At 44.3% G+C, this 18,808-nt stretch carries 6 protein-coding genes; all 6 read left to right on the top strand.

From position 1 onward, the window contains the following. Window positions 1–7: 7 nt before the first annotated feature. Genes C6W18_RS15605 through C6W18_RS15580 form a run of 6 tightly spaced genes read left to right on the top strand, consistent with a single transcriptional unit; the run spans window position 8 to window position 18,792 of the window. Window positions 8–1,063, top strand: a complete 1,056-nt coding sequence (locus tag C6W18_RS15605; protein ID WP_034320182.1) for an HAD-IIIC family phosphatase — start codon at window positions 8–10, stop codon at window positions 1,061–1,063. Between the two features lie 27 nt (window positions 1,064–1,090). Next, the gene (locus C6W18_RS15600; RefSeq protein ID WP_034320179.1) at window positions 1,091–1,360 is read left to right on the top strand and encodes an acyl carrier protein; all 270 of its coding nucleotides are present in this window, start codon (window positions 1,091–1,093) and stop codon (window positions 1,358–1,360) included. Continuing rightward, window positions 1,347–2,489 (top strand): acyl-CoA dehydrogenase family protein, encoded by a 1,143-nt coding sequence (locus tag C6W18_RS15595; protein ID WP_105928166.1) that lies wholly within the window; start codon window positions 1,347–1,349, stop codon window positions 2,487–2,489. Before C6W18_RS15600 ends, C6W18_RS15595 begins: the two co-directional genes overlap by 14 nt. Window positions 2,490–2,508: 19 nt before the next feature. After that, window positions 2,509–11,604 (top strand): hybrid non-ribosomal peptide synthetase/type I polyketide synthase, encoded by a 9,096-nt coding sequence (locus C6W18_RS15590; protein ID WP_105928165.1) that lies wholly within the window; start codon window positions 2,509–2,511, stop codon window positions 11,602–11,604. A 20-nt stretch (window positions 11,605–11,624) separates the two neighbouring features. Beyond that, the gene (locus C6W18_RS15585; RefSeq protein WP_105928164.1) at window positions 11,625–14,294 is read left to right on the top strand and encodes a non-ribosomal peptide synthetase; all 2,670 of its coding nucleotides are present in this window, start codon (window positions 11,625–11,627) and stop codon (window positions 14,292–14,294) included. Continuing rightward, window positions 14,287–18,792 carry a type I polyketide synthase gene (locus C6W18_RS15580; RefSeq protein ID WP_105928163.1) on the top strand — a complete coding sequence of 1,502 codons (4,506 nt, stop codon included), beginning with the start codon at window positions 14,287–14,289 and terminating at the stop codon, window positions 18,790–18,792. Before C6W18_RS15585 ends, C6W18_RS15580 begins: the two co-directional genes overlap by 8 nt. Window positions 18,793–18,808 lie beyond the last annotated feature (16 nt).

Raw genomic sequence — 18,808 nt, 5'->3', positions numbered from 1 at the left:
AAAAAGAATGGCTAAGCAAATCAAGTGTGTAGTCTGGGATTTAGATCATACATTATGGGATGGGATTTTACTTGAATCAGATGAGGTGACGTTAAAGCCATCGATCAAGGAAGTGCTAACGGAGTTAGATGAGCGCGGCATCCTTCTTTCTATCGCAAGCCGAAATGATGAAGCAGCTGTGAAGGAAAAGCTCTCCGCCTTCGGAATCGATCATTTCTTTCTCTATCCAGAGATTCATTGGAATGCCAAATCTAGTTCATTAGAAAGAATCAGCGAGCGCTTGAATATTCATAAAGATACCATTCTGTTTATTGATGATCAGCCATTTGAACGAGAAGAAGTGAAGGCTGTTCATCCAGAGATTACGTGCTGGGATGCAGTGGATTATATGACGTTGCTCACAGATGATCGGCTGCGTCCAGTCTTTATCACAGAGGATGCAAAACGACGCAGGAAAATGTACTTAGAAGCGGATAAAAGGCAGAAGGAAGAAGAGAAATATGAAGGGCCGCCTGAGAAATTTTTGGCGTCTTTACATATGAAATTCGTTATATCGGAAGCAGGAGAACAGGACCTCCAGCGAGCCGAAGAACTAACCGTCCGTACCAATCAATTAAATGCAAGCGGGAAAACCTACGATTATGAAGAGCTTGATTACTTCCGTCAATCAGATGCTCACCTGCTGCTTGTCTGTGAACTTGAAGACAAATTCGGGTCCTATGGCAAAATTGGACTCTCATTAATAGAAGAAATAGGTGACACCTGGCATGTCAAACTGCTGCTCATGTCTTGCCGCGTCATGTCTCGGGGTGTCGGGACCATTTTACTCACAACGATTTTGCAAGAAGCGAAAAAACGAGGAAAGCGGCTTGTGGCCGACTTTAAACAAACAGACCGAAACCGCATGATGTATATCACATACAAGTTTGCCAATTTCAAAGAAATTGAGAATGGGGAGGACGGCTATATTTTGTTTGAAAACGATTTAAGCTTGATTCAGCCTTTCCCAGAATACGTAGATGTCAAAATTGAGATTGACCAAAAAGCCCCAGCCAAACAATAAAAAAGCGAAAAGCGAGGAGATTGAATCATGAACCTACACGAACAAGTAAGAGCATATATCGAGCAAAATCTAGTGGTATTTGATGAAGAAATTGAGTTAGGAAATGATGATCACATTTTTGAACAAGGCTTTGTCAATTCTCTTTTTGCGATGAAACTAGTGAACTACATTGAACATGACTTTCACTTCCAGTTAGACAACGAAGACCTCGACATTGCCAATTTTAGTACGGTCAATCGCATTGTCTCCTTAATTGAAAAAAAACAACAGGGGGCGGCCCTTCATGAAAACAGCTGAACAAACAATCGATGCCATTGAGGAAATACGACAGTATTGCGATGAACATATCCGCCCGTTTGCCAATGAGTTCGATGAAACAGAACATTTGCCGGAGTCGCTGATTCGAGATATGGCGAAAAGAGGCTACTTGGCAGCAGGTATCCCATCATCCTATCAAGGGATGGGGCTTGATCCGATTGCGTATGGGCAGTTCACTGAACAAGTGGGGAAAGCTTGCTGTAATGTACGGACATTATTGACAGTGAATTCTCTTGTAGGAGAAGCCATTCTTCGTTATGGAACAGAAGACCAAAAACAAGGCTGGCTCGTTGCATTAGCCAAAGGGGAAAAAATCGGTGCCTTTGCTTTGTCAGAGCCGAATATTGGATCAGATGCCAATCATGTTGAAACAAGCTATCAAAAGGATGGACACTCTTATGTCTTGAATGGGAAGAAAAAGTGGATTTCCTTTGGAGCGATTGCGGATTTCTTTATTGTGATTGCTAGAGAAGGCGAACAAGTCACCGCATTCCTTGTCGAGCGAGATCAGCCAGGCGTAGAGATTGAGAGGATTACAGGAATGATGGCCAACCGAGCGTCTTATTTAGCAGAAATCACCCTCGATCATGTACAGGTGCATGAAGACTGTGTCTTAGGACCAGTTGGGGGCGGATTTAACCATGTGGTGTCACTTGCTTTAGATCATGGAAGATACAGTGTCGCTTGGGCAGGGCTCGCCATTGCACAAGAAGCCGTTGATTCTCTCGTCACGTATTCGCGTAAAAGAACACAATTTAATGAAAAACTGTATAAGCATCAAATGATCAAAGGCATGATCGGAGATGCAGTCACCCAGCTCCATGCAGCGAGAGCCTTATGCTTAAAGGCTGGAGAAATGAGACAAGCGCAGCATCCTGATGCCATCACAGAGACATCAATTGCAAAATATTTCACATCCAAAATCGCCGTTGACATTACAAATACAAATGTCCAAATCCATGGTGGAAGCGGATTTAGCCGGGAAAATTCAGCTTCAAGACTGTATCGTGAAGCGAAGGTGCTTGAAATTATTGAAGGTACTTCTCAAATTCAGCAGCAAGTCATTGCTAACTATGGTTTACGCCATTATTTCGTGAAACATTCTTAGAGAGAAAGGAGATGATCCCATGGCTTTAAAGCCGCAGAAGCTGGATAAACAGAACATTGAAAATATGTTAGGTATCACTACGATCCAAGAAGGACTGCTGTTTCATCATTTAATGGAACCAAACGGAACGGCTTATTTTGAACAACTGCTGATCCAGATAGGTGGACCGCTTGATCGAGAAATCTTTGAACAATCTTGGGCGAATGTCACCAAACAGCATGAAATGCTTAGAACATTGTTTAGATGGCAGGAGCTCGCAAGGCCTGTACAAATTGTTCTGAAACAGCATCAGCCTGACATTCGATATCGTGATTTGACTCAAGCTAGGCAGCCTCTTCATCTGCTGAAAGAGGAAGTGGCGACACAGGACCGAGAAGAACGTTTTGATCTACAGCAAGTCCCATTTCGCCTGACGTTATGTGAGGTAAATGAAGAAGTCAGCTGGGTTCTCATCAGCTTCCACCACATTTTATTGGATGGATGGAGCCTTGGGATTGTATTAAGTGATTGGATGAGTGCATATGAGCGTTTATCAAATGGGGACAAACCTCTTCTTGAACAAAGGCCGTCCTACCAATCATTTGTCAAATGGCAGCAGAACAGCCTTCAACAGACAGAAGCGCAGGCTTCCTATTGGAAAAATGTTTTCAAAGGCTGGAGTTATGCAGAACTGCTTCCGAAGTCAGGTAGCATACATGAAGCTTCAGGAGCCTTTCACAAATATGAACATCAAGTGGATGCTTCTATTGCTGAGAGCCTGAGCGAATTCACGAATAAACATGATGTGACATTAGCATCTGTGATGTATACGCTGTGGGGCGTTTTGCTATCAAAATACGCGAACCAAGATGATATTGTGTTTGGAACAACAGTATCAGGAAGAAATGCGGAAGTCCCTCATATTGAAAAGATGACAGGCCTGTTCATTAACACATTACCACTGCGGGTCTCATTCGAACAAGAGCGACCGATTCTTGAACATATGCAAGAAGTCAGTCGTGAGGTAGCTGTGAGAAATGAATATGAACATACGCCGCTATCTGATTTAAAGAAGTATGCAGGGATGACGGCAGAGCAATCGTTATTTGATTCAATCGTCGTCATTGAAAACTATCCACTTGATCGAATGCTAACGAAAAGCGATCATCCTGTCCGTATTCGTGGATTTGAGATGACAGAGCAGACGGAATTCGATCTTACGCTCAGTGTTCAGGCGTTTGATGATCAGCTGCATTTCTCATTAGTGTATAACCCCGTCAGTTTTTCAGCTGAACAAATCGAAAAGTGGTGTCAGCATTTTCTTCATCTCTTGTCAGATGCCTGTGCTCATCCGCACAAATCTACAGCTCAATTACAGCTGCTATCAGAAGAAGAGAAAGAAAAGCAGCTAGCGGTCTTTCGTCAATATGGCGGGGCAACGTCTAGCAATGAACCGACGGTGATTGACCTATTTGAAGAACAAGTGGAACGAACGCCAGCGGCAGCGGCAGTTGAGTTTGGCGATACGACGGTTACATATGAACAACTCAATAAGAGAGTGAATCAGCTCGCACATTATTTACAAAAGAAAGGGGTCAAACAGGAGCAGCGTGTTGGTATTTTAGCAGAGCATTCCATTGAAATGGTTACGGCATGCTTAGCCATTTTAAAAGCTGGCGGTGCTTACGTGCCAATTGATCCTGAATACCCGCAGGAACGAATAGAGTATCTATTAGAAGACAGCGGAGTAGAATGGCTCCTAACACATTCGATTAACGGGCTTACGTATGCCTATAACGGAGAAAAAATTGATATCACACAGCCGGATCTATACACCGGACCATCAGACAACCTGGCAACAGCCATCACCTCAGATCAAACAGCCTACTGCATTTATACATCAGGAACGACAGGAAGACCTAAAGGTGTACTCATTCACCATCTTGGCTTAGCCAACTATATTGATTGGGCGAAACAAGTATATGTTCGAGGAGAAACAAGGCATTTTGCTTTGTATACTTCACTGTCATTTGACCTGACGGTTACTTCTATTTTCACACCACTGATTTCAGGAAATACCATCATGATTTATCACCATGAAAACCGGCAGCTGCTTGTTGAAGACATCATAAAAGATAATCGCGTACATGTGATGAAACTCACACCATCTCATTTACAGTTTATTAAACATCTGTCTTTCCCAGATAGCCAAATGAAATGCTTCATTTTAGGCGGAGAACAACTGGAAACATCTCTAGCGAAATCCATTCAGCAATCATTCCCGCAGCCAATTGAAATTGTAAATGAATATGGACCGACTGAAACGGTTGTTGGCTGCATGATTCATCGATATGACCAAGACCGTGATCAAGACGTATATGTACCAATCGGTAAGCCCGCACAGCATACAGATATCCTTCTTTTTGACAGACATATGAATCTCATGCCGGAAGGGACCGTCGGTGAATTATACATTGGGGGGAAAGGTGTCGCAAAAGGTTATTTGAATCGCCCAGAACTAACCGAAGAGCGATTTGTCGACCACCCTTTCCAGCCAGGTGAAAAAATTTATAAAACAGGTGATGCAGCCCGCATCCTGCCTAATGGACTTATTCAGTTTTTAGGACGAAATGATGATCAAGTGAAGCTGAGAGGCTATCGTATCGAAACAGGTGAAATTGAATTTTGGCTGAATGAACAGCCAGGGGTCAAAGCAGCAGCTGTCGTTGTAAAGCCAGATGTTTCTGGTACACCAGGTTTGGTAGCATATGTTGTCACGACAGCCATACTCGATCAATCTGCAATGAAACAAGCATTGGCTGATCAGCTACCGGATTATATGATCCCATCTCACTTTGTTCAATTGGATGATATGCCGCTGACTGCTAATGGCAAGCTAGATAAACGGGCGCTGCCTGCTTTGAAACAGGAACAGCAAACGAAAAAGCTGGTGGGCTCTGACAATCTTTCTGAAACAGAGAAGGTCATTCAGGACATTTGGAAAAAAGTCCTCGGTTTAGCTGAGGTAAGCGTACATGACAAATTCTTTGACATTGGCGGGCATTCTCTCAATCTGATCCATGTCAACCAGCAGCTGGCTAAGCAATTAAATCAAAGCATTCCAATGGTAGAAATGTTCCGTCGTCCGACGATTAGAGAGCTTGCGGCGTATTTAAGCGGCGCATCAGAGCAGGAAACAGCAGGCACGCAGCCTGCGAACCAAAAGAGAAGAAAAGATAACGAGCCAATTGCGATTATTGGAATGGCAGGTAAATTCCCTGGTGCGAAAAATGTTGAGGCATTTTGGCGAAATTTGAAGAAAGGAGAAGAATCGATTTCATTCTTTTCCGATGAAGAACTGCTCGAAGCTGGAATTGACCGTCAAACCTTCGAACGTTCCGATTATGTGAGAGCAAAAGGTGTGATTGATGGACCTGATTTATTTGACGCATCCTTCTTCGGCTATTCGCCAGGTCAGGCAGAAATGATGGATCCTCAAATCCGCCTGTTACATGAGTACGCCTATAAAGCCCTAGAAGACGCAGGATACGTACAGGAAGATTATCCAGGTAAGGTCGGGTTGTTTACTGGGTCCACATCGAATTTTCAATGGATTCAGCGATTTGCCTCTTCCCTTGATAGCAGTATGTCAGAGCTGTTTGAAGTGGGTTCACTCAATGATACGTATACCGTGAGTACAAGGATTGCCCATAAATTGAATTTAAAGGGACCGGCACTGACGCTTCAAACCGCTTGTTCGACCTCTTTGGTCGCCCTGCATTTGGCTTGTCAATCCATTGCAAACGGTGATTCAGATGTAGCGCTTGCGGGAGGTGTGTCGATCTTGCACCCAGTAAAATCAGGCTACATATATCAGCAGAACATGGTGAAATCAAGCGATGGTCATTGCCGCGCCTTTGACGATCAAGCAGATGGAACAGTGGGCGGAGATGGCGTTGGTCTTGTTGCTTTAAAAGCGCTTAGTGAAGCCATAGAAGATGGTGACCATATTTATGCGGTCATTAAGGGTTCAGCCATCAACAATGATGGTGATCAAAAGGTTGGCTTCAATGCACCAAGCGTGGAAGGACAAACTCGTGTCATTCAGGATGCTTTACATCAGGCAGATGTTTCACCAAATACGATTGAATATGTGGAAACACACGGAACAGGAACGTCTCTTGGTGATCCGATAGAAATAGAGGCGCTCACAAAAGCCTTCCAAACAGAGAAAACACAGTTTTGCCGCATTGGGTCTGTGAAAACAAATATTGGACATTTGGATGCAGCAGCAGGAGCGGCTGGCTTGATCAAAGCCGTGCTTTCGCTTCAGCATCATACATTTGTACCAAGCCTTCATTTCAAAAAGGCCAATGAAAACATCGTATTTGAGCATAGCCCATTCTTTGTGAACACCGAGTTGACCGACTGGAAACAGCCAGCTTCGCATTTACGCCGGGCTGGGGTGAGCTCATTTGGAATGGGTGGAACAAATGCACATGTCATATTAGAAGAAGCACCACAAAGAGATCGTAAGCAAATGCCTCGTTCTGCCGAGCTGCTTGTCCTATCAGCAAAGAGTAAAACGAGCATGGAAAGAATGAAAGAAAATCTCGTGAACCAAATTGAAAACACGCCTTCTATCAATTTGGCAGACGCAGCATATACCCTGCAAAAAGGCAGACAATCCTTTGGTTTCCGTCAAACATTTGTTGCCGGAAGCAGAGAAGATGCCTTGCGTGTGTTAACAGAAAAGCAAGGCAAGGGCATTGGAAAGCTCATGCATTCGCATATTGAAAAACAGAAGATTATTTTTATGTTTTCAGGGCAAGGCAATCAATACCTCAATATGGGATTAGATTTGTATCAAGAAGAGCCTTATTTCAAGGAGCAAATGGATGCTTGTTTTAAAGCATATGAAGAAGCAACAGGGCGAAGTCTTGCCCGTATTCTTTATCCATTAGCGGCTGAAACGGAAAAGGCACGTGAAAAATTGGCAAGCACTCAGTATGCACAGCCAGCCATTTTTGCGATTGAATATGCACTCTCAATGCTCTTCATTGATTGGGGCATTCGTCCTGATGCAATGATCGGTTATAGCTTTGGCGAATTAACGGCAGCAGCTATATCTGGAGTATTCAGCTTAAAAGATGCGATGTCCATGGTCGCCTACCGCGCGAACGCCATGCAGGCGTCACCAGCAGGGGTGATGATGAGTGTTCCGTTACCTGAAGCAGAGTTGAAACCGATGCTTCCAAAGGAAGTTTCTCTTGCGGTTGTCAATGATTCCTCATGTATCGTGTCAGGGCTTGAAGAAGCGATCAGTGAATTTGAAAAAGAACTGAAGAACAACAGATTGATGTGTATGCGATTAGGCGGAACCATTGCGGCCCACTCACATGTCATGAAGGAGGCAGCGGAGCAATTCGGAGAAAAATTGCAGCATATGAAAGCCAATCAGCTCCGTATTCCATTCATTTCGAATTTATCAGGAGATTGGATGACAGACTCGAGCGCTGGAGATGTGTCTTATTGGAAACGGCATATGACCGATACGGTTCGCTTTGCTGAAGGTATCACGAATATCTTACAAGAGGAAAATATTCAATTAATTGAGATTGGACCAGGACAAGATTTAAGCGTGATGGTCAACCGGTCGCTCAATGGCCTGAATCAGCATGTGTGCCATGTGTTAAGACATGCAAAACAAGCTGTGACAGATACTGAATTTTTACTTGGACAGATCGGACGCTTATGGACACACGGGTTATCCATTGATTGGGATCGATTCCATATGAACCGTCAGCCGCTGAAAATGCCACTACCAACATATGCGTTTGATCGTACCTCCTATTGGTATGATGCATCAGATAGTGTAAAGCGCGACAAACCAAAGCAGTCAGGAAGAAAGCAACAAATGGAAGAATGGTTCTATACCCCTCATTGGGAAGCGTATCTTTTACCTGGTGCGGCATCGCCATCAGATGTTTCCTCTTCCGGAGCCATGCTTTTGTTTGCAGAGCCATCTGGTTTCGGAGAGAAAGTAGCAGCTGAACTTCTGACGAAACGGAATGAGCACGTTGTCGTTCATAAAGGAGATCAATTTACGAAACATGATGAAAAAAGCTATACCATTCGTTCACATGAGCCATCTGATTATGAAAAGCTCATATCGAATCTTATAAATGATCAAATCAATGTGACCGATGTTTGTCATCTTTGGGGACTTTCAGATCGACAACCATCTCACACGGAAGAAGAATGGGTGAAGCATACGCAGCAAGATGCTTATTACTCCTTGCTTTATATCGGCCAGGCGCTGAAGAAATATGTCTCGGACCAAAAGGTGTCGGTGACAGTTCTTTCCTCACTGACGTATGCCGTTGGCGGAGAGCCTGTGCTTTATCCTGAAAAAGCGATCCATCTTGGACCTGCTTTGGTTATTTCTCAAGAAACACCGACCTTGCGTTATCGCATTCTTGATGTGGATCGTCCAGTGGAAAATGGTGTTCAGGAAAAGAGATTGTTGAAACAAATCAGCGATGAACTAGACCGGGAGTATGGACAGCTTCTCACTGTCTATCGACGGAATAAGCGATATGTGAAAAGGTATGCGAAAGGTTCAGTTCCCGAAACAGGACACGCTCATTTGGCTAAAAAAGATGGTGTGTACATTTTAATCGGCGGGCTTGGGTTTATTGGATTGAATATCGCTCAGACTTTGGCCGAGCAAACGCAGGGGAAATTGATCTTAACGAGCAGGTCTGGACTGCCTGATAGGAGCAAGTGGCAAGAATGGCTGGCTACGCATGATGAACAGGATCCAATCAAGAAAAAAATACAAAAGGTCATGGCACTAGAAGAGGCTGGCGCAGAAGTTCTGATAAAGAAAGTGGACGTTCGTCACCGGGAAGATATCCAGCAATTGATCAACACAGTGGATGCATCTTACGGTCAGATTGACGGTGTGATCTATGCAGCAGGAGTGACAGGCGATCAATCATTCCGGGTGATGGAGCAAACAGATGACACTTTCTCAGAGCCGCATTTTGAGGCGAAGATGAACGGTGTACTTCATCTCGATGCCGCCTTAGGTGATCGATCACTTGATTTCTGCTTTGTCCTGTCATCTTTGTCGCCGATATTGGGCGGACTTGGTTTTACAGCTTATACAGCTGTGAATCATTTCATTGATGCATACGTGTATGAACGCAATCTACGTTCACAAACGCAGTGGTCTGTGATTAGCTTTGACGGCTGGGAATTTGAACAGGGTAAGCAGCTGGATCTCCCAATCGGAGATGACCTCACCGAAACGTTGATTACAGAAAAAGAAGGAAGAGTGATCTTCGAACGATTGCTTTCACTGCAACAAGTTGAACAAATTGTCATTTCGACAACAGACTTACATGATCGAATTCACCGATATGTAGATCGTTTATCCCGTGAAGAAGAGGGTGGCGAAGAGCATGTACAAGATGGAACCTTGTATTCTCGACCATCGCTGTCAACGAATTATGTGGCACCTGAAACGGAGCTGGAGAAGGAACTAAGCCAACATTGGCAAGCTTTCTTTAAGATTGACGAAATTGGCATAGATGATCATTTCTTTGAAATGGGTGGTGATTCTTTAAAGGCGATCACCTTTATTGGCATCATTCATCGCGCATTCAGTGTAGAGCTGACGCTGCCTCAATTCTTCCAAATGCCAACGATTCGTTCAATGGCAGAATATATCGATCAAGCAGATACAGCGGCTTATCATGTGATTGAAAAAGCCGAAGTGAAGGAACGTTATCCTCTGTCGTCTGCCCAAAAACGCTTGTATCTCATGCAGCAAATGGATTTAAGCAGCACAGGATACAACGAATTTAAAGCGGGGCGAATCAAGGGAAAGCTCGATATCAGCAGATTGGAATGGGCATTTCAGCAGCTCATTAAGCGTCACGAAAGTTTGCGGACAGCGTTTGTACTAGAAAATGGCGTGCCTTATCAAAAGATCGAAGAAGAGGTGCCGTTTGCTGTCACATTGTTTGATCTCACAAAGGGATCGACACAAGCATCTGAGGAAGATCAAAAACAAGTGATTGAACAATTTTTGACTGCCTTTACGTTAAGTGAGGCTCCCTTGATGAGGGTAGGTGTGATGAAGGTGTCAGAAGAGGAGTTCGTGCTCATGCTGGACATGCATCACATTATCTCAGATGGTCTTTCTCAAGATATTTTGGTCAACGACTTTATGCAGTTATATGACGGAAGGATGCTTGAGCCTCTAGCTCTTCAATATAAAGATTTTTCAGAATGGCAAAATGACATGCTTGCTTCTGATGCCCTTAAAGCATCGAGTGATTACTGGAAAAACCGTTTAGAAGGTGCACCTGCACTTGATCTGCCAACAGATTTCGATCGGCCAGAGGTGAGACAATTCCGCGGCGGGCATTATACGTTCCGTATTGAAGAAGCGGAGCTGAATGCGTTTAAACAGGTCATTTTAAAAGAAGACGCAACGCTGTTTATGGGTCTGTTAAGTTTGTATCAGATTTTGCTTCATAAATTAAGCGGGCAATCAGATATTACGGTTGGGGTTCCAGTAGCAGGAAGAAAACAAGAGGAGCTGCAGCAAGTCATCGGTATCTTTGTCAATATGCTGCCACTTCGTTTATATCCTAAAGCAGAGATGTCGTACCGTGAATTCCTTCACGATGTGAAGGCGTATGTGATCGATGATTTCGGACACCAAGAATATCAATATGAACAAATGGTTCAAGACCTGCAACTGAGCCGAAATGTCAGCCGGAATCTATTGTTTGATGCTGTGTTCGCTTTGCAAAATATGAATCAGCCAGAACTGAAGGTAGGCGGTTTAACCTTTAGTGATTATCCGTATGAGACAGGAACGTCGCGGTTTGATTTACTGTGGATTGCGTATGAGCAGGAAGATGGTCTCTCTTCAACGATTGAGTATAATACGGAGCTTTTCACAGAGGAAACCATTCAGCGGATTGCCGGCTTACTAAAAGACATCATGCGAGCTGTCTCAATAGATGCAGTGAGACTAGAGGAGATCGAACTGACTTCTTCATTCCAGCAATTAGACGACGTATCTCTTTTCGAATTAGATGACTTAAAAATATAAGTAAAGAGGTGAATGGAAGAGTGATTGAACATGATGATTTTCAACTGAAAGCAGCGGCGAAGGAAAAGGTGAAGGAAAGAGCCTACTGGACATCTATTTTATCAGGTGTCCAGCTGGATGGTCGCATTCCCCATACGGTTTCACAAGCCAAGCCTGCTGCAATGAACCGATCGCTTCATTCGTCCTTCCCGGTGGCTGTGAACCATTCGTTAAAGCAATTATGTGGAGATTCTGATTTGCGGATGTTTATCGTGCTGACCACAGCTGCTTTTGGCTTGCTGCAACGTTACAGCGGAAAAACTGAGTTGATGGTGACTGTTCCTACAATGGAACAGTCCGCCAATCAATCTGCCATTAATCATATGCTGCCACTCAAGGCAGAGTTTGATCCTCATATGAGCTTCAGCGCAGGGTTAGATGCAGTGAAACGATCGTTTCAGGAGGCAGTGCGTCATCAAAACTATCCTGTTCATATTTTAATGGAGGAACTTTGGCATTCATTAGGTGACGGCAAGGAGCGTGTCAATCTGGCATGTGCGTTTGAGACATTGCATGGACAGGCTGACCGAAAGCATTTAAATGTTGATGTGCTTATTGTTTGGAAGAAAGCACAAGATCAGCTGCATACCGAAGTCCACTGGGATGCTTCCATTTATGACGATCAAATGATGGAGCAGTTTTCCAAACATTTCATGACACTCACAGAGCAATTGCTCAAGGCGCCTGAACAAGCGATGAGCACACACTCATTTCTATCTGACATAGAAAAAAGTCAGTTGTTTGATGCGTTTCAAGGGGAGTCGCTCGCTTATCCAGTGGATCGTGATATTGTGTCTTTATTTCAACAGCAAGTCCAATTGCATCCAGCACGAACGGCCGTTTTGTTCGGCACCACCTCCTATACATATGAAGAGGTTGACCATTTATCGGATCGCATTGCGCTTAGACTCTCTCAAAGTCAGATGATACGGGAGACCCCAGTCGGTCTCAGAATGTATCGGTCTGCTGAACTTGTGATTGCCATTCTAGGCATCTTAAAGGCTGGCTATGCTTATTTACCAATTGATGTTCATCTGCCGATTGAAAGAATTCGGTATATGCTCAAAAACAGTGGCGCTACAGCGATTGTATCGGATGCAGCCGGACATGAAGGATTGGATGTCGAGGTTCATGTCATTCAAGACATGCTTCATGAATCGGAAATAAATGAGGACCTGACTTGGTCTATTTCGCCTTCGGATATGGCTTATGTTCTGTATACATCAGGAACGACAGGGCATCCGAAAGGGGTCGTCATTGAACATCGTCATGTCATTAATTTGGTGTACGGAATGAAAACACGCTTTTTTGATCTGCTTCCAGATGATGTGCAAGTAGGGATGCTGGCTTCACATATTTTTGATGCGTCTGTTCAAACGTTGTTTCCAACATTGTTGCTCGGACATACGCTGCATATTGCCAAAGATGAAGTCCGTATGGATGGGCATGCATTGTGGAATTTTTATCAAGAAAACCACATTCAGCTGTCAGATGTGACACCCTCTCATTTAAAGCTGATGAACAAGGCAGCAGGGCAATCGAAACAGGATCTGCCTGCTTTGAACATGCTGCTTGTAGGCGGAGAAGTATTTACAAAAGAACTGATGGATCAATTTTTACAGCATCTATCAAGTGAAAAACCCATCATGATTAATGCATATGGGCCTACTGAATGTACTGTTCAATCGTCATCCTTTTTGATTCCACATAACTGGGATGAACAGGTCATTCCTATTGGGAAGCCGATGCCAAATGAGCGCATCTTCATATGTGACGGGCAAGGGGAGCCAGTTCCGATTGGTGTCTTTGGTGAACTGTATATCTCAGGCGATGGTGTAGGGCGTGGGTACATCAATCATCCTGATCTGAGCAAGGAGAAATTTATCAAAAAACCAGAGTTGAGCAGCGGGGTGTTATACGGTACGGGGGACCTTGCAAGATGGCGGTTTGATGGGGTCTTGGAATTTGCCAAAAGGAACGACAACCAAGTAAAAATCAGAGGGTATCGAATTGAGCTGGAGGAGATCCGCAGAGCTATTCTTGATGATCCGAATATGCAAGGACTAATCCAAGATGTCATTGTGATCCCTAAGGAGACGACGGAGCAGGACCAATACATTTGCGCATATTTGATGGCAAATCAAGTCATAGATCAGCGTGTACTTCGTCAATCTCTAAGTGGGAGATTACCAGGGTATATGGTGCCAAGGCATTTGATTCAAGTAGAGCAATTTCCTTTAAATCTATCAGGAAAATTAGATATTCAAGCACTGCCGAATCCAGAAGATCAGTTGCCAGCCGGGCAAGAGCGAGTGGCTATTCAAGCACACAATGAAACAGAGCAGAAGCTTGTTCGCATTTTCGCTTCTATTCTACAAGTCCCTGCTTCTCACATTCGATTAGATGAACCGTTTTTCGATTTGGGTGGGAACTCTTTTAATATCGTTGAGCTGTCCAATAAAGTGAAAGAAGAATTTCAGCAGGAGCTGACAGTGATGGAGCTGTTCCAATATACAACTGTTTCACAAATAGCAGCCCAATTAAAAAACAAATCAGCAGGACAAGATAAACAAATAGAAGCTGATGGAGAAAATGAAGCGGATGACTTAGAAAGTGCCGCACAACTGTTAGGCGGGATGATAGATGAGTAAGTTAACAGGATTAGAGGTTGCGGTGGTTGGTATGGCCTGCCGTTTTCCGGGAGCGAAGAATATTCGTAGCTTTTGGGATAACCTTGCAAATGGTAGAGAGTCCATTACGTTTTTTTCTAAGGAAGAATTGCTCGAGGCGGGGGTTGAACAAGAAGCACTGGATCATGAGCAATATGTACGTGCCAAAGGAGCAGTAGATCAGCATGATCACTTTGATGCGGATTTCTTTGGTTATTCACAGCGTGAGGCAGAAGTAATGGACCCGCAAATCCGCATGTTTCATGAGGTGGCGTGGGAATCCCTTGAAGATGCAGGCTATAACCCTGAAACCTATCAGGAGCCGATCGGTTTATTTGGTGCTGCTTCTGCCAATTTATATTGGCAGGCTGCTTCCATGCTGATGAGAACGAATAACTCATCTGAGCAATTTGCGGCTGTTCAATTAACAGATAAAGATTTTATGAACACAAAGGTGTCCTATAAATTGAATTTGAAGGGACCAAGTGTGGCTGTTGATACAGCTTGTTCCTCCTCTTTGGTTGCAGTTCATTTGGCGGCACGCTCCCTTCTCACTGGTGAATGTAAAATGGCACTCGCTGGCGGCGTCACCATCACGACTCCACACAAAAAAGGATACATGTATCAAGAAGGCATGATCATGTCCCCTGATGGACACTGCCGAGCCTTTGATGAACAGGCAAAAGGAACAGTTGGCGGCGAGGGCTGTGGAGTTGTTGTGCTCAAATCATTAAAGCAGGCACTAAAGGATAAGGATCACATCTATGGGGTGATTAAAGGGTCAGCGTATAACAATGATGGTGGGCGAAAGGTTGGTTACACAGCACCAAGTATAGAAGGGCAAAGTGAAATTATTAAAAAGGCGCTCAAGATCAGTCGTGTAGAAGCCGAGAGCATTTCTTATATCGAAGCACATGGCACAGGTACGACCCTTGGAGATCCAGTTGAAATTGAATCACTGAATCAAGCCTTTCAAACGGATAAAAAACAGTTTTGTGCCATCGGGTCTGTGAAAACCAATATCGGTCATCTTGATTCAGCGGCAGGAATTGCCGGTTTTATCAAAACGACGCTTAGTCTGTATCATCAGACGCTGCCACCTAGTCTTCATTATGAAAGACCGAATCCAAAAATTGATTTTGAATCAAGCCCGTTTTATGTGAATACAACACCCGTACCATGGAAGAAACGAGAGCAGCCACTGCGTGCTGGGGTCAGTTCATTCGGAGTCGGTGGTACGAATGTACATCTCATCATGGAAGAGGCGCCTACAGCTGAAAAGCCGTCAGTAGACAAGGATCACGAACTCATGGTGATATCAGCAAGGTCGAAACAAGCGGTTCAAACGTCTGCTGAGCAAATCACTTCCTATTTAAAAGAACAAAAGGACGTGCCGCTATCCCATGCTGCGTTTACGATGCAGGAGGGGCGAAAGCATTTTCCTTATCGACAAGCATTTCTTGCAAGCCCCGATCGCACATTCCAGTCAGCTGGACAGCCTCAAAAGGCCTTTCAGCAGCCTGCGATCGTTTGGATGTTCTCTGGTCAAGGTGCTCAGTATGTCAATATGGGCAAGGATTTATATGAGAACGACCCTGTATTTAAACAAACGCTTCAAAAATGTTTTGCCATCATTTTATCCTTGGCAGGTGTTGAGATCGAGAAAGTATTATATCCAATAACCGAAGCAGACTTCATTGAAGCAGAACAACTCATGCAGCAAACGTCTTATACACAAATCATCTTGTTTAGTTTTGAGTATGCACTCGCATCGAAGCTGATGGGACTAGGCATACGCCCGCATTATTTCATCGGTCATAGTATTGGAGAAATCACGGCAGCCTGTGTGGCCGGTATCATCCATCTTGAAGATGCAATCCGGATCGTTTTAAAAAGAGGCAATTTGATGCAAAAGATGCCTCCAGGTGATATGGCCGGTGTGACACTTCCTGCCGAGGAGATTAAACATGAACTTCCAGAAGGTGTCGAGCTATCTGCTGTGAATAGCTCACAATTATCCGTTGTTTCCGGTCCTACAGACCGTTTACAGGTATATATCGAACAAGCTGAGAAAAGCGGTGCTTCTGTCCAAAAGCTGAAAACCTCTCACGCCTTTCATACGAGTATGATGGCTGAAGCGGCCGATCAGTTTAAGGAAGTACTCTCTGAGATCGCCTATCAGCAAGGCGAGATACCGATTGTTTCCAATGTGACAGGGAGCTGGTTAACCCATGAGCAAGCAGCATCACCTGATTACTGGGCATCTCATATTAGACAGCCTGTTTTATTTAGTCAAGGAATAGAGACGCTACTTGGACTTGGAGAGGTGGTCTTCATTGAATTGGGGCCAGGTCATACATTGACTCAATTCGTGAGACGCCACGATCGCTATGATGTGGATAAAGCAGCTGCTGTTTCATTGGTGCGACATCCAAAAGAGCAAGCAGCTGATGATGAATATATGCAAAAGGCCATAGGGAAGCTGTGGAGTTTCGGAGTGGAGCCGAACTGGAGCGCTGTTAGAAAAGAGGAGACCCCATATCGAGTCTCACTGCCAACATATCCATTTGAGCATCAAATATTCCCCTCGCCGCAGTTCAAAGCGGACCAGATGATGACCGCTTTAACACCATCAGGACAGGAGGAGAATCACTTAGCTGATTTTCAAGACTGGTTTTACATTCCGGTGTGGGAGCGCTCTTCACCTGTACTAAAAGAGCAGCATCATCACGGGAAACGTGTGTTGGTTTTTGAGAAAGATGGTCATATTGGCGCCTATTTGAAAGGACGGCATGCGCAGGTTGTCAGCGTATGTCAAAGCGATCATACGATCAAAGAAAATGACCAGCTGATGAAGGCTGACGTTCATATACTGTCACATTTAGAGTGGATCATGGCTGAATTACAGCAATCTAGATTTATCCCTGAAGAGATCATCTGGATGCATGATGAACTGACGGAGGATATCGAAAACAAGCCAAACTACTTATCTGTGCTCGATCTCGTCAGGCTGATCAGCAAATACCATAACACAAACATGCGTCTTCATCTCGTGACGAGCCAAGTGCATGATGTCATCGGCATAGAGAAAGTCGATCCCCATCAAGCAACATTAACAGGACTAGCACTGACCATTCCTCAAGAATATCAGCACATAGAGTGTCAGCACATTGATCTATGTCAGGATACTAAGGCGAATTGGCCACTATTTCTTTCATATGAGGTAGCGATGCACGATCAAGAACAGGTCGTGGCGTATCGCGGGAGCAGCCGCTGGGTTCGAAAAGCTTCAAGCACACCGTTAAGAAAAGAGAAGTCGTCCAAGCATTCAATCAGGTCTAATGGCGTTTATCTCATCACTGGCGGTATGGGCGGCATTGGCTTCACACTAGCTAAACATTTAGCAGAAACGTATCAAGCAAAACTTGTGCTCATGAGCCGATCACAAATACGTGAACGCTCTGAATGGCATAAACTGCGTGATGCGGAGGGGAAAGAAGCTGAGGCCGTGAAAAAGCTACTAGCTCTTGAAGAATTAGGGGCTGATGTACAAGTTGTACACGGTGATGTGTCAGATGAATGTGCAGTGCAGAAAGCAATTCAGCTGGCTCATACGGCATTTGGTGGTTTACATGGCGTCATTCACGCGGCAGGAGAGGCAGATGGGAAGATCATTCAAGCAAGAACAGCAGACGATGAGATTCGCATGTGTCAGGCAAAAATCAACGGGACCTATTTGCTGGGAGAAGCACTCAAGGATGAAACGCTCGATTTCTTCTTGCTTTGTTCATCCCTTGTATCCTTTCTTGGAGCGGCTGGACAAGTGGCTTATGCGGCTTCAAATGCTTTTATGGACAGCTTTGCTCATGCTAAAAGGCAGGAAGGGAAGCCGGTTATTTCTTTGAATTGGGATCGCTGGGAGAAAGTCGGTATGGCACACGATTCGGCATTGGCTGCCAAAGTCAATGACATGATGGCACTTGAGGAGCAGGCAGGAATTTCTCCAGAACAAGGAATAAAGGCCTTTCAAGAAGTGCTACGTCTAGATTATCCGCAAATTCTTGTATCCGTTCGAGATATGGGGGAGAGAATCAAACATCGCTTAACCCCTGTACAGCTAGAGGATGAGCCGTCTCAAGAGATATCACAGATCATAGATGAACGTCTAGAAGCATCATTGAGTGATCTGCTTAGCTCCTTTTTTAAGCATGAACCGGATGTGAATGAGAATTTCTTTGAAATGGGTGCGACGTCTCTTGATTTATTGCAGATGAGTGGTCATATCAAATCGGTATACGGCATCGAGGTTCCGGTAGTCATGATGTACAGCCATCCAACCATCGCGTCATTGGCTGCCGAACTGAAGAAAATACATGGTGTAAAAGAAGAAAAGCAAGCTGTCACTGAATCATCTAATTTACGTAAACAAGCAATGGCTGAAGGGAAAAATCGCCGTAAACAGAGATTAAAACGAAAATAGATGGGAGAAATGTAGC

The organism is Bacillus sp. LLTC93 (genome assembly GCF_002993125.1).
In the GTDB taxonomy this organism is placed as follows: domain Bacteria; phylum Bacillota; class Bacilli; order Bacillales; family Bacillaceae; genus Bacillus; species Bacillus zhangzhouensis.
This window is presented reverse-complemented; position numbering and strand designations above follow the sequence as displayed.

Excerpts from the sequence above, each read along its gene's own strand:
- C6W18_RS15600 (WP_034320179.1), top strand. The coding sequence starts at position 1,091 with ATGAACCTACACGAACAAGTAAGAGCATATATCGAGCAAAATCTAGTG.
- C6W18_RS15580 (WP_105928163.1), top strand. The coding sequence starts at position 14,287 with ATGAGTAAGTTAACAGGATTAGAGGTTGCGGTGGTTGGTATGGCCTGC.
- C6W18_RS15605 (WP_034320182.1), top strand. The coding sequence starts at position 8 with ATGGCTAAGCAAATCAAGTGTGTAGTCTGGGATTTAGATCATACATTA.
- C6W18_RS15595 (WP_105928166.1), top strand. The coding sequence starts at position 1,347 with ATGAAAACAGCTGAACAAACAATCGATGCCATTGAGGAAATACGACAG.
- C6W18_RS15590 (WP_105928165.1), top strand. The coding sequence starts at position 2,509 with ATGGCTTTAAAGCCGCAGAAGCTGGATAAACAGAACATTGAAAATATG.